The organism is Rhodococcus globerulus NBRC 14531, assembly GCF_001894805.1.
Lineage (GTDB): Bacteria > Actinomycetota > Actinomycetes > Mycobacteriales > Mycobacteriaceae > Rhodococcus_F > Rhodococcus_F globerula.
The window spans coordinates 64,420-77,025 of the sequence record NZ_BCWX01000013.1 but is presented as its reverse complement, the minus strand read 5'-3'; the positions used below and the strand labels follow the sequence as shown (position 1 = coordinate 77,025).

The following is a 12,606-nucleotide window of genomic DNA, read 5'->3' as shown; positions in this document are numbered from 1 at the left end:
GGTCGCGAAAATGATGCTCTCGCAGTACATTCACGAAATCGCGCGCGCTCTCGCACCTCAGATGATTCGTGCGAACATCGTCCATCCGACGAACTGCAACACCGGCATGCTGCAGAGCGAGGCGATGTACAAGATTTTCCGTCCGGATCTCGAGAGCCCGACTCTCGACGATGCTGTCGGCCCTTTCCATGTTCAGCAGGCGATGCCGATTCCGTGGGTCGAGCCTGTCGACATCAGCAACGCCGTCCTCTACCTTGCCTCCGATGAAGCACGCTACGTCACCGGCACTCAGATGCGGGTCGATGCGGGCGGTTACCTGAAGATGCATTCCTTCCACCCGTAAACACCCACCGACAGCTCCGAAGGTCCTCGCCTCGGTGTGATGTGAAGGGAACCTCCGGTTGGGGTGTGGCTTATCGAAGCCCCGCCTCCGACCGGAGGTTTTGCTGTTCGTCGGTATGCCCGGAAGAACGATATCGACGGTGCCCGTTCGCTCGTTGGTTTCGGATACCGCGCCGAGATTCTGCGCACTGACACCAGCGAGGTCGGCCGACCAATATCGACCTAGTCGGGAAGCGCTCTGTGTACGACGTAATCGTCTGTACAGCAGTCCCTTTCCGCTTCATTGCAAGGTTTCGTGCATCGCCGGAACGTGGCAGTTCATGCTGCTGTAGGCACTCAGAGGTGGAATGAATCGTGAATCTGACGCAACTCGCCGGGCTATACGAGAGCAAGCTTGCCGTTGTCATGGGACGAACGGGAAAATCGCTGACGTATCGGCAACTCGAAGAACAGTCGAATGCGATTGCGCATCTATTTCGACTGCGAGGACTGATCGCAGGTGATCACATCGCGATCCTCATGGAGAACGAGATTGAAGTTTTCCCTGTCGTATGGGCGGCGCAACGCTCCGGGTTGTTGTACACGCCGGTGAATTGGCACCTCAGCGCCGATGAAGCGGCCTATATCGTCGAGGACTGTGGCGCTCGGCTACTTGTACATTCTGAATCGCTGAGTGAATTGGCGCTGAAGGCGGAAGCGTCAGCACCTCAGCTGAAGTCACGGTTGGTGGTGGGCTCGGGTGCCGGAGATTCGCTGGAAGCAGAGTTAGAAGGGGTGCCCGTCACGCCTATTCCGGACGAGTCCGAGGGCTATTACATGTTCTACTCGTCTGGCACCACGGGTCGGCCCAAGGGAATTGTGCCGGAACGGACAGACCAGCCCTTCGGGTCGGGGCTCCCGATTGATTCCAGGATGGCCTCAGCCTTCGGATTCGGACCTGAAGCGGTGTACCTCAGTACGGGTCCGCTTTACCATGCCGCACCCCTCGGTTGGTGCCTGGGAACAATGCGCAACGGAGGGACTGCCATTGTCATGGAGCGGTTCGACGCCGAGTCTGCGTTGGCCCTCATCGAGAGGTTCTCGATTACCCACGGCCAGTTCGTTCCCACGATGTTCGTGCGCTTGCTCAAACTCGACGACGTCACCCGCTTGCGATACAACGTCTCGAGCATGGAACTGGTTGTTCATGCAGCAGCTCCATGCTCCATCGAAATCAAAGAGCGAATGATCGACTGGTTCGGGCCGAAGTTGACCGAGTTCTACGGCGGTAGCGAGGGCACTGGATTCTTCATGATTGACTCCCCGAACTGGTTGGCGCATAAGGGTTCTGTCGGACGAGCTGTTATCGGTGTGGTTCATGTTTGTGACGACGAGGGGATGGAACTACCAGCTGGGAGTATCGGAACGGTGTGGTTCAGCGACATCCGCCGATTCGAGTATCACCGTGATCCTGTGAAGACCGCAGAGTCCTTCAACGACAAAGGGTGGAACACGCTCGGCGATCTTGGGCATGTCGACGAAGACGGATACCTCTATTTGTCTGCACGGCGCACCGATCTGATTCTCTCGGGCGGAGTCAACATCTATCCTCGGGAAATCGAAGACGAACTCGCCCTCCATCCTGCAGTCGACGATGTTGTCGTAGTCGGACTTCCCGATGACGAGATGGGGCAGAAGGTGCACGCAGTAGTCGCGGTGACGCCGGGTGTCGTAGCCGACGAAGCACTGGTTGAAGAGCTCATCGAATACTGTCGAGCGCGTCTTGCCCGATACAAAGCTCCGCGGTCGGTGAGTTTCGACGAGGTGCCCCGGCTACCCAGCGGAAAAATACTGCGCCGCGAGCTGATGGCACGTTTCGGCGAAGCATGAACGAAGCAACCGGTCAGCTCAGTTCTGGCGAGGTTCGGTCAAGATGTAATGCGTAGAAGCACTTTTCGCACGATCGCCGTCATGGTCTGACTGTGCGGTGGTAGTGCGCGCATGGCCAGGGGTGACGACGCTCGGTGTCGGTCAAAGATGTCAACTGAACTCGGGAGTTCTTTCCGCACAACGGAATACTCGGTATCGAGCACGTCGAAAATCTTGATAGCGTCCCATCGGGACCAACTTGTGTTTCTGACGGCTTGGCTCAGGGATGGAACTCCACCTTTCCGGACCGTACAAACCGCCCGAACGATACAGGATCGAAAATACGGATTGGCGGGGCTGATGGGGCATGTGAGCGAAGGCGTCGACGATTGGTTCGAGGGCAAGGTGGCAATTGTCACCGGGGCATCGCGCGGCATCGGACGCGCTGTGGTCGGGAAATTGGCAGTACGAGGTGCGTCGGTTGTCCTCAACGGGCGGGATCAGGTGGTTCTCGATCTCGCAGTGAAGGAAATCGAAAATGCCGGTGGCTCGGCGATCGGGGTTCAAGGCGACTTCGCTGACCCCGAATTTCCCGAAAAGCTGATCGGTGCTTGCCAATCCGAGTTCGGACGAATCGACTTCGTGGTCAACAATGCCGCGACCAGCGCTCATTCGGGACGGGTTCTGGATTGTGGAAGGGAAGCCTTCAGCAAGACAATCCTGTCCAATACTTGGCCGGCCGTGGCGATTATCCAAGCAGCCGTGGCAGGTGGCCTCCCCGAGGGTTCGTCGATCGTCAACATCTCTTCGGCTGGGGCGCAACGCGTTCACGAGACGGCGGGTGTCTACACTGCGGGAAAGTCCGCACTCGAGAGCTTGACCTTCACGCTGTCACGCGAACTCGGACCTCGTGGCGTGACAGTCAACGCCATCGAACCCGGCATCATCAAGACAGATCTCGCCGGTGCGATCTGGAAAGGCGAGCGCGAAGCAGCGGAGAGCCGGCTCATCCCGATGCAGCGCCTCGGAGACCCTTCCGATATTGCGAACGCCGTGCTCTATCTCCTCGGGCCCGATGCGCGTTGGGTCAACGGCTCAGTACTTCGCATCGATGGCGGACGCTTCCATGTGGGTGGGGAGTCCGCCCACAAGATCGGCGTTTTTCAATGACTTCTCCCTTCGAGATCCCCTAGATCGCAAGTGTGACTGCCAAGAACCGGAAGCTTCTTCGAACAGATGGGTAGAGAGACGATGACAGTAAGAGTTGGTGTGGTTGGTTTGAGCGCCACGGGAAGCTGGGCGTCATACGCGCATCTGCCCGCGCTGCGGGCCGTCGAGGGCTTCGAAGTGCGCGCGTTGGCAACGAGTTCCCCCGAATCAGCGCAAGCTGCAGCCGAGGCCTACGGGGTGCCGCTGGCGTTTTCGAGCGTCGAGGAACTCGCACGATGTGACGAGGTTGATCTCGTGGTGGTGGCAGTCAAGGTGCCTCACCATCGTGAGCTCGTCCTCGAGGCATTGTCCGCCGAGAAGCCGGTGCTGTGCGAGTGGCCCCTTGCCAACGGTGTTGCTGAGGCCGCCGAACTGGCCAGTGCCGCCGAAGGCAAGCATGCCTATGTCGGCTTTCAGGGAACAGCTGCGCCGGCTGTGCGCTACCTACAGGATCTGATCGCCGACGGATTTGTCGGTGAACTGGTCTCCACCAGCCTGATCGCAACTGCGGGCCCCTGGGGTGGGCCTGTCGGGAATCGCACCGAGTACCTGCTCGACAAGTCCAACGGTGCGACTCTGCTGTCTATCGTCTTTGGCCATCTTGTGGACTCGTTCAGCTACATCGTCGGCGACTTAGCCGACCTGAACGCCACTACGGGTATACGGCGCCCCACGGTGCTCAACACCGATTCCGGTGAGTTCGTCACTGCCACGGCAGAGGATGAGATTGTCGTGACGGGAACTCTCACCAATGGCGCGATCGCTTCGCTCCATCTCAGAGGGATGAATGATCACTCCAGTAAATTGATCTGGGAGATCAACGGCACCGAGGGGCACCTGAGGATCGACGGGACCGGGGGCACTCTGGCCAACCCGGTGACCATCCGGGGAGCGCGCGGTGACGATGTTTTGAGTGAACTTCCGGTTCCCGACGGCTACGATCACCACGCTGATTTGGTCGGCTCACCCGCCCACGCTGTCGCCCACGCCTACGACCGCCTTCGACTGGACCTCAATGGGGGCAGCAAGCAGGCACCGGACTTCGCGCACGGACTTCTGCGTCACCGGTTGCTCGACGCCATTGAGCGAGCAGCGGAAACCGGTTCGCGCCAGTGCATTCAGGGCCAGTGACCGAGTACCGCATGAACACAGACGACCTACTGCAGAAGTTGTGGACCGTCGAGTCCATCAAGCAGATGCGTGCCCGCGTTGCGCGATTCCTGGACACCAAGCGGTGGGACGAGTTCGGGAACTGCTTCACAGACGATGCAACGCTCGAAGCGCCCGAAGCGGATCTACGGTGGGAAGGGCGGGCGCGAATCGTGCAGGGAATCAGTGTCGGTATGGACGGTGTACGTACTGTTCACCACCTACACGCTCCGGAGATCGAGATCACCGGTCCGGACACTGCGACGGGCGTCTGGGCCATGTCGGACGTTCTCGAGCGCGTTTCTCCTCAGGGGTCCACGATCACGAATGGCTACGGGCATTACGTTGAGCACTACGAACGTCAGGATGGACAGTGGCGCATCCGATCTCTGCGCCTGGAACGACTCCGCATCGACATCTGATATATGGATAGTCGTCAAGAGTCATGGTGAGGCGCCGCCGGGAATCTACCCCGGCGGCGCCTCGTTGTTTCCTTGCCGAATCCAGTTCAGCGACTTCTCTCCCCGTGGTGAATTGATGCACAAGACTTGTCGCCGCTCGCCCCGTCGCAGTCGTTGAATCGGCCAGGTGCGTCCCTCGGAAGGCTCAGCGGTTGGTACGTCCGAGGTCGACGGGTAGCTGAATGCCGGTGACGTGACGGGCTTCGTTGGAGGCGATCCATGCTACGGCAGCGGCTATATCTTCAGACTCGCTAACCGGGTCGGGGAGACTTCCCATGAACAGCAATCCTAGGTCTTGACGCGCCTCCATCTTCTGATGCAGTTCGGGGACGGTGAGCCCGGTGGCGACACCGTGCGGATGAACGCTGTTGACCCGGATTCGGTACTTGGCAAGTTCGTTTGCCATCGTCTTCGCGAGGCCTGTTACACCGTGCTTTGCCGCTACGTAGTCTGCGAGGAACGGAAGACCCTTCAGGCCGGCGACTGAGCTGGTAAAGACGATCGAGCCGCCGGTTGCCTGCTCGATCAAGATCGGCACAGTGGCTTTGGCCGTGTAGAAGGCACCGTGCAAGTTATTGTCAATGGTGGCGTGCCAGTGATCGAGATCAATTTCCCAGGACAGCGAAGCGGTGGTCATGCCTGCATTGGCGACTACAACGTCAAGTCTGCCGAGCTGATCGACCCCGTTTTCGACCGCGGTTTTGAGAGCGCTGAAGTCTTTGACGTCTGTGACGCTGGTGACGACGCGTCGGCCGTGCTTTTCCACCAGTCGTGCGGTTTCGTCGAGATCTTCGGTTGTCGGGCCGGGGTATTCAGCAGTCGGGAGGTCTTCGCAGATGTCGAGAGCGATGATATCTGCGCCTTCGGCTGCGAAGCGGACTGCTTCAGCGCGTCCTTGTCCTCGGGCCGCTCCGGTGATGAACACAACCTTCCCTTCGTATCTATGGCCGTTGGGGGCGTCGGGGATCGGCGCTTCGGGAATCTCGATGGTCATTTCGCTCCTCGGTCGTGAAATGTGGCAGAGTGCCATCACGCACAGTATGTCTCCAAAGTGGCCTGCGCAACTTCAATTCGACTCTCTTGCAAAAGATTTCGTTCTGTCGGTCGATCGATATCGAGGTAGCCGGGGCAGGGATCGCAAGGTTGCTGTCGCACTCACTCCACACGAGTGAACTCACATGTTTCACCGGTATCGGTTGTGCAGCAACGATTTCGCCGAGGGGCAAGCCGAATTGTTGGTACGGGGCGATATCGGACTGGCACAGAACATTTCCGGGAGCGCGAGGATGGCAACAGGTCACGGTGTGGGTCGCTATCCGTTGATGTTCAGGAGTTACTGCTGATCAGTCGATCTCGGCATGATTGAACTTCAAATGCTCGGCTGATCGGTGTCATTCTCTTGGCTCCCGTGCAACATCGAATGACCGTGATTCGGGGTCAACCTGCCTTAAGTAACCAGATTCATTTCTGGGACCATCGGTCGTAGCCGCTGGACGCTACGGCCTGGCGCAGTGCCTGCGAGTTATAGGTAAAGAACTGGACCGGGTCGAACTCGACCACTACGCGGTTCGGCGTGTCGAGCAGCGACAACTGCTGGTTCATTGCTTCTTCGTCGGCGCCCATTCCGACTCGCTTCAGGAACAACGGCAGAAGCCAACGCACCAGATCGCGATCTCCGTCGTGAACTGTCGCGATCGTCTTGGAGGTGACCATGGCGCCGGTCATTCCGGTGCCCAGGCTCGAGACCACGACACAACTCTCGGGACGTGCGCGCAATGCCTGCACTCGCTTGCGGTTAGTCGTGGTGTGGACCCAGAACTTACCCTCCGATCGCACAAATGAATGTGGCATGGACACCGGCCATCCGTCCTTGTTCGTCCAGCTGACGGTGCACTCGTGCTGCAAGTCGAACAACTTCTCGCGGTCGTCCTCGGAGAGTTTGAAGGCCGACAGATCCTCGAGATTATCGATTCTTTTTGCCATGCTGATGGATGCTATGTGGGTCGCGCGCAAATAGGTCTTGACGATTCCGCTCAACGGTACAGCCTTTGACGAAACTTCCTGTGCGACATCGGTGGTCGCAAAGATCCCGTGCGGATTCTTCCTTCGGCCAGGGAGATCGTCGTCCGGGAGCATGCCCCGAGGGTGCTCCGGTCCGCCCTGGCAAAACCTCGAACGTGATGCCGGCTATCTGCTGTAGACGGAGTATGGAGGTCTATCTCGACTGTTCGCCCTTGTTTAGTTCAGTGCCGGCCTGCATGCAGGGCCGGGTCCAGCAACGATATCGATTCCGTCATCGCATTTTTTCCAGCGGTCAGGCAGAGATCGACTGAGCACAAGTAGATCTGGCTGCGGACCTGGCGTGACGACGCCGTAGATCTCGGGGCGACGACGCTGGAGTTTCGTCGAAGGAAGGGGATGCCCCGTGGATCATTGACAAACTGAGCTCTAGTGATTAATTTAACACATACCAGCTGGTCGTACGGCTTGTGAAAGGTTCTCCACGTAAGCGTGTGTGGAGGAAATGCTCTACTTCCCATGTTGCGAGTCATCCGAATGGTTTACGGAGAGGTGTCCGATGAGGACTGAAGACTTGATTCTTGTAAGCACGGACGATCATGTGATCGAGCCGACCCACCTATTTGAAGGTCGGCTTCCGAAGAAGTACGCCGATGCGGCACCCCGCTTCATCACTCGCGAAGACGGGACAATGGCGTGGGTGTACGGGGACGCCGTCGTGTTGAACCCCGCTGTACAGGCGGTTGTGGGCCGACCGAAGTCCGAGTGGGGCATGGACCCCGTGTGTCGGGAGGAAATGCGACCGGGCGTCTACGACATCCACGCGCGTGTCAAGGACATGGATGTCAACGGCATGCTGGGTTCGATGTGCTTCCCCTCGTTCGTCCGTTTTTCCGGTGCACTCTTCTTGGAAAACGGCGATCGTGATCAGTCCGCCGCCATGGTCCGCGCCTACAACGACTGGCATATCGACGAGTGGGCTGGTACCTACCCAGGCCGGTTCATTCCGCTGGCCATTCCGATTCTCTGGGATCCGGTATTGGCAGCCGAAGAGATTCGCCGAGTAGCGAAGAAGGGCTGCCACGCAGTTACTTTCACTTCCAATCCTTACGACTTGGGTCTGCCGAGCATTTACCAGGATCACTGGGATCCGTTCTGGCGTGCGTGTGAGGAAGAAGGAACCGTTGTGTGCATGCACATCGGCTCCAACTCGAAGGCGCCGACGACGTCCCCGGACGCACCTGTAGAGCTGATCTACTCGCTGTCGCCCATCGGCTCGTTCGAAGCTGCCGCGGATCTTGTATGGAGCAAACTGTTCATCAAGTTCCCCCGACTGCGCGTCGCACTATCGGAAGGTGGAATCGGTTGGGTTCCATACTTCCTGGAGCGTTTGGACTACCTGTACAACCACACTCAGCACTGGTCGGGTATGGATCTCGGTGGCCGTCTGCCTTCGGAACTGTTCAACTCGAACGTCATCACCTGTTTCATCGACGACGAGGTCGGCGTCGACAACCTGCATCGACTCAACATCGACAATGTCACCTGGGAATGCGACTACCCGCACTCCGACACGATGTGGCCCAACTCCCCAGAGGGAGCAATGCGCTACATGAACAGAATCTCCGATGAGACGATCAACAAGATCACCCACCTCAACGCGATGAAGCACTTCCAGTACGATCCGTTCGCTCATATTTCGCGAGAGCAGGCCACAGTCGGGGCGCTGCGCAGTCGCGTTCCGGATTGGGACACCAGTGTCGTACCCACCGCGCACATGCGTCCGGATGCCACTGTAGGAGCGTAATTTTCATGACCGGCATGTCCCGATGACCGGTCGCGGGAGTTGGGCGACGGCTCGAGGTTCGTCAACGTGATGAGGGCGGAATCTCTCCCTGAGTCGAAGCCCTGATGCCTGCGGTGCCTCCAGCAAGAGACCTGACTGAGTCCATAGAGGTCCGGTGGCGCCGCAGGCACCTTGCAATACGCGCTGTTCGGATCCAGCGCACCGGCAACACCGGGATCAATTGTCAGACGGAGTTCGTCGGTTAGGTGGAGTCGACACCGGATATGCCGATAATTCGCAACATGATTCGACTTTTCTCGTCGCGCTGGACAATCAGTGAAGTGCAACCGAAACTGATCCCTCCCCCCGCCGGTACGAGTCGTGGGTCGATAGCGATATGTGTTTGTTGCCCTCGGGGGCGTCGAATATCGAATAGATGAAACAGAGCTTCTGTCGCACTGCGATTAATCGCCGGACTCGAATTCGGTTAGCGGATGTAGAGAACGCCGACAACGGGTGTGGACTGAGAGAAAGTGACAAATGAGTAATTCCGAGTACCGCATGTTGATCGACGGTGCGCTGGTCGCCGCGACGGGGGGCCGCACCTACGAGAATGTCAACCCGGCGAACGAAGAAGTCATCGGTGTTTCGCCGAATGCCGGTGTGGCCGATGTCGAACGGGCGATCCTGGCTGCGCGGCGGGCTTTCGACACCACGACGTGGTCGACAGACACCGAGTTCCGTCAGCGGTGCCTGGTGCAGTTGCAGTCCGCTCTGCGCAAGAACGCCGAAGAGTTGCGACCGGTCATCGTCGCCGAAGCCGGCCTACCGGTTGCCTTGACCTACGACGTCGGGTTGGACCGCTCGATCGATTTGATGAGCCATTACATCGGTCTCCTCGATACGTTCGAGTTCGAGCGGGTCATTACCCCGGTTGCCGGTGACGAGAAGGCGCACCGCATCGTGCGGCGTGAGGGTGCCGGTGTCGTCGCGGCGATTACGCCGTGGAACTACCCGTTCCACCTGGCGCTCGGCAAGCTGGTTCCCGCGTTGGCTGCGGGGTGCACCGTGGTCCTCAAGCCGGCGCCGGATACTCCGTGGAACACGTTGGAGATCGGTCGTATCCTGCTCGAGCACACCGATATTCCGGCTGGTGTGGTCAATATCGTCAGTACTGACGACAATGACGTGGCGTCTGTGCTCACGACCCATCCGGAGGTGGATGCGGTTACGTTCACCGGATCGACTGTCACGGGTCGGCGGATCATGGCGGCGGCTGCGCCGACGGTCAAACGTCTCACCCTCGAGCTCGGTGGTAAGTCGTCATCGATCCTGCTCGACGACGCGGACTTCACCGCACTGATCCCCAGGGTGGTTGCCGGTACCTGCAGTCACGCGGGTCAAGGCTGTGGTGTCCCATCGCGGCTGCTGGTGCCGCGTTCGCGCCTCGGCGACGCAGTGGACTTGGCTGTGGCGGCTATGCAGAAGTTCCCGTGGGGTGACGTCAATGATCCTGCCAACTACATGGGGCCTGTAGCCAACAAGCGTCAGTACGAATCGGTGCTCCGCTACTACGAGATCGCGAAGCAGACCGGGCGGATTGCGTTGGGTGGTAAGGCCAGCGACCGTTTCGAGAAGGGATTCTGGGTCGAGCCGACTGTGCTCACCGACGTCGATTCCCTCTCGACCGTGCCGCAGGAGGAGATCTTCGGTCCGTTGCTGAGCGTGCTGCCCTACGAGGACGATGCCGACGCGGTCGCGATCTCGAACAACACGATCTACGGTCTCGCCGGCAGCGTGTGGAGTGCGGATGTGGAGCGGGCGATGCGGGTGGCAAAGGGTATGCGGACCGGAGCGATCAGCGTCAACGGCGCCACGTGGAATCACCCGACGGCACCGTTCGGTGGCTACAAGCAGAGCGGAATCGGCCGTGAGTGGGGCGTCGAAGGTCTAGAGGATCTCCTCGAGGTCAAGACCATCGCCCGTCCTGCCTAGTCAATGAACAACATTGAATGCCGACTGATTTTTTCGAAGGAGAATGCACCATGAACATTTATGTCGACCAGGACATCTGTCAGGGGCACACAATCTGCTCGATGGTCGCACCCGACCTCTTTGCGCTCAGGGACGAGGACGGTCATGCCTACGCGATCGACGGTGACGTCCCCGCCGAGCTCGAGGGCGCCGCGCGCGAGGCAATGCTCTCGTGCCCGGAGCGCGCGATCGTCGAGGTTTCCGAGCACGCAATTCAGGAAGCCTGAACCGTAATATCCTCTGGCGCTGCGTAAGAGCGCCTTGATCGCATCCCGGAGTAATCATGACAGCAGACGATGTTCGCAATGTCGAAAACCTGAAGAAGTGCCCGATCGACTATGAACGTCACGGGCCGAACTTTCGCGACGAGTTCGTGGAGAAGACACACGAGCTTCATGCGAAGTGCCCGATCGCGTGGAGCGATTCATACGATGGACACTGGGTTGCCAGCGGAATTGACGAACTGTTCGCAATTGCTCGCCGATCGGACGCGGTAACCAGTTTCCGGGACGTCGACGGAAGCAAGAACGGGTACAAGGGCATCTCGATCCCGGCGTACGCGCAGAGCGGTCCGTACACCGCGCCGTCGTTCCTCGAGCTGGATCCGCCGGAACAGACCGACTTCCGGACAATTCTCAATCCCTACCTGTCGCCGGCCGCCGTCGCGCGGTGGGTTCCGGTGATCGACGACCTCGTTCGTGCGTGCATTGACGACAACATCGAAAGCGGCAGTATCGATTTCGTCTTCGATCTGGCGAATGTCGTCCCGGCTGTCGTCACCATGGGACTGTTGGGCCTGCCGCTCACCGACTGGGTGATCCACAACGAGCCGGCTCACGCGCTGATGTACACACCTCCTCATTCTCCTGATTTCGGTCGGGTCAGGCAGATTTTCGAGGAGAGCAAGCTTGCGCTCATGGAGTCGGTGAAGGACGTTCGAGCGAATCCGCGACCTGGTTTGCTGGATGCACTAGTCAGGTCGACGGTAGCCGGTAAGCCTCTCTCCGATGAGCAGATCCGAGCTACGGCGGCGTTGTTGGTCGGTGGGGGGTTCGACACCACCACTGCACTGACCGGTCAGTCCATCCTGTGGCTGTCCCAACATCAGGCAGAGCGGGCTCGTCTCATCGACGAGATCGATACTCTTCTCGACCCTGCAACGGAGGAGTTCCTCCGCTACGTCACACCGGCGCAGGGTGATGGGCGGACCTTCAGCCAGGATGTCGAGATCAACGGCGTCGAGTTCAAGGAAGGTGAGCGTCTCTGGCTTTCGTGGGCCATGGCAAACCGCTCACCTGATGTGTTCCCGAACCCGGATGAGGTCGACTTCGACCGTCGCGGTAATCGGCACACAGCCTTCGGTCTCGGGATCCACCGCTGCATCGGCTCGAACGTCGCTCGCGTCCTCTTCAAACGGATGTTGACCGCGGTGCTCGAACGCATGCCCGACTTCGTCGTCGATCCTGAGAAGGTTGTGCACTACGAGTCAGTGGCGATGATCAACGGACTGGTGAACCTGCCGGCGACTTTCGCTCCGGGCAAACGCATCGGGCCGGGGTTGGAAGAAACTATCGAGCGAGTCCAGCAGATCGTCATCGAGCAGGGGCTGGCCGAGCCCGTGGCGTCAAGGAGAGGTGCTGCGTCGGTCGGCGGGTGATCTTGAACAAGGCTGGGAGGGCGGAGATTGAATTCCGCTCTCCCAGTGTAGTTTTCGTGTCATTATGCCATGACGGGTAATGCAGTTCTGTTGAGAATCTT

The 12,606-nt window shown here is 59.1% G+C and carries 11 protein-coding genes; 9 read left to right on the top strand and 2 right to left on the bottom strand.

Translation table 11 applies throughout. The features are described from left to right. From RG2_RS30565 to RG2_RS30545, 5 genes are all read left to right on the top strand, one after another. A partial coding sequence (locus RG2_RS30565) for an SDR family oxidoreductase (RefSeq protein WP_139278895.1) occupies positions 1–343 on the top strand: 343 nt, incomplete at its 5' end. A 353-nt stretch (positions 344–696) separates the two neighbouring features. After that, on the top strand, positions 697–2,211 hold the full coding sequence (locus RG2_RS30560; RefSeq protein ID WP_033237381.1) for an AMP-binding protein: 1,515 nt from the start codon (positions 697–699) through the stop codon (positions 2,209–2,211). A 339-nt stretch (positions 2,212–2,550) separates the two neighbouring features. Beyond that, complete coding sequence (locus RG2_RS30555; RefSeq protein ID WP_033237380.1) at positions 2,551–3,360, top strand: SDR family NAD(P)-dependent oxidoreductase; 810 nt, start codon at positions 2,551–2,553, stop codon at positions 3,358–3,360. Positions 3,361–3,441: 81 nt separating this feature from the next. Beyond that, positions 3,442–4,530, top strand: coding sequence for a Gfo/Idh/MocA family protein (locus tag RG2_RS30550; RefSeq protein ID WP_207787496.1), 1,089 nt, complete (start codon positions 3,442–3,444; stop codon positions 4,528–4,530). Positions 4,531–4,541: 11 nt separating this feature from the next. Continuing rightward, complete coding sequence (locus RG2_RS30545; protein ID WP_033237383.1) at positions 4,542–4,970, top strand: nuclear transport factor 2 family protein; 429 nt, start codon at positions 4,542–4,544, stop codon at positions 4,968–4,970. A 184-nt stretch (positions 4,971–5,154) separates the two neighbouring features. Here RG2_RS30545 and RG2_RS30540 read toward each other — a convergent pair whose 3' ends face one another. Together RG2_RS30540 and RG2_RS30535 are read right to left on the bottom strand one after the other, a co-directional pair. Then, entirely contained in the window at positions 5,155–6,003 is an 849-nt protein-coding gene (locus tag RG2_RS30540) for a mycofactocin-coupled SDR family oxidoreductase (RefSeq protein WP_051730851.1), read from the bottom strand. Between the two features lie 467 nt (positions 6,004–6,470). After that, positions 6,471–6,992, bottom strand: coding sequence for a pyridoxamine 5'-phosphate oxidase family protein (locus tag RG2_RS30535; protein ID WP_167378163.1), 522 nt, complete (start codon positions 6,990–6,992; stop codon positions 6,471–6,473). Between the two features lie 595 nt (positions 6,993–7,587). On the opposite strand from RG2_RS30535, the gene RG2_RS30530 reads away from it, so the two are divergent. From RG2_RS30530 to RG2_RS30515, 4 genes are all read left to right on the top strand, one after another. Then, positions 7,588–8,835, top strand: coding sequence for an amidohydrolase family protein (locus tag RG2_RS30530; RefSeq protein WP_033237377.1), 1,248 nt, complete (start codon positions 7,588–7,590; stop codon positions 8,833–8,835). A 519-nt stretch (positions 8,836–9,354) separates the two neighbouring features. Beyond that, positions 9,355–10,809 carry an aldehyde dehydrogenase family protein gene (locus RG2_RS30525; RefSeq protein ID WP_072782853.1) on the top strand — a complete coding sequence of 485 codons (1,455 nt, stop codon included), beginning with the start codon at positions 9,355–9,357 and terminating at the stop codon, positions 10,807–10,809. 50 nt (positions 10,810–10,859) lie between these two features. Continuing rightward, the gene (locus tag RG2_RS30520; RefSeq protein ID WP_033236756.1) at positions 10,860–11,075 is read left to right on the top strand and encodes a ferredoxin; all 216 of its coding nucleotides are present in this window, start codon (positions 10,860–10,862) and stop codon (positions 11,073–11,075) included. 56 nt (positions 11,076–11,131) lie between these two features. Then, positions 11,132–12,505 carry a cytochrome P450 gene (locus tag RG2_RS30515; RefSeq protein WP_033236757.1) on the top strand — a complete coding sequence of 458 codons (1,374 nt, stop codon included), beginning with the start codon at positions 11,132–11,134 and terminating at the stop codon, positions 12,503–12,505. Positions 12,506–12,606 lie beyond the last annotated feature (101 nt).

Bases quoted from the DNA above. Each gene is read 5' to 3' on its own strand.
- RG2_RS30555 (WP_033237380.1), top strand. From the start codon at position 2,551: ATGGGGCATGTGAGCGAAGGCGTCGACGATTGGTTCGAGGGCAAGGTG.
- RG2_RS30550 (WP_207787496.1), top strand. From the start codon at position 3,442: ATGACAGTAAGAGTTGGTGTGGTTGGTTTGAGCGCCACGGGAAGCTGG.
- RG2_RS30545 (WP_033237383.1), top strand. From the start codon at position 4,542: ATGAACACAGACGACCTACTGCAGAAGTTGTGGACCGTCGAGTCCATC.
- RG2_RS30540 (WP_051730851.1), bottom strand. From the start codon at position 6,003: ATGACCATCGAGATTCCCGAAGCGCCGATCCCCGACGCCCCCAACGGC.
- RG2_RS30535 (WP_167378163.1), bottom strand. From the start codon at position 6,992: ATGGCAAAAAGAATCGATAATCTCGAGGATCTGTCGGCCTTCAAACTC.
- RG2_RS30530 (WP_033237377.1), top strand. From the start codon at position 7,588: ATGAGGACTGAAGACTTGATTCTTGTAAGCACGGACGATCATGTGATC.
- RG2_RS30525 (WP_072782853.1), top strand. From the start codon at position 9,355: ATGAGTAATTCCGAGTACCGCATGTTGATCGACGGTGCGCTGGTCGCC.
- RG2_RS30520 (WP_033236756.1), top strand. From the start codon at position 10,860: ATGAACATTTATGTCGACCAGGACATCTGTCAGGGGCACACAATCTGC.
- RG2_RS30515 (WP_033236757.1), top strand. From the start codon at position 11,132: ATGACAGCAGACGATGTTCGCAATGTCGAAAACCTGAAGAAGTGCCCG.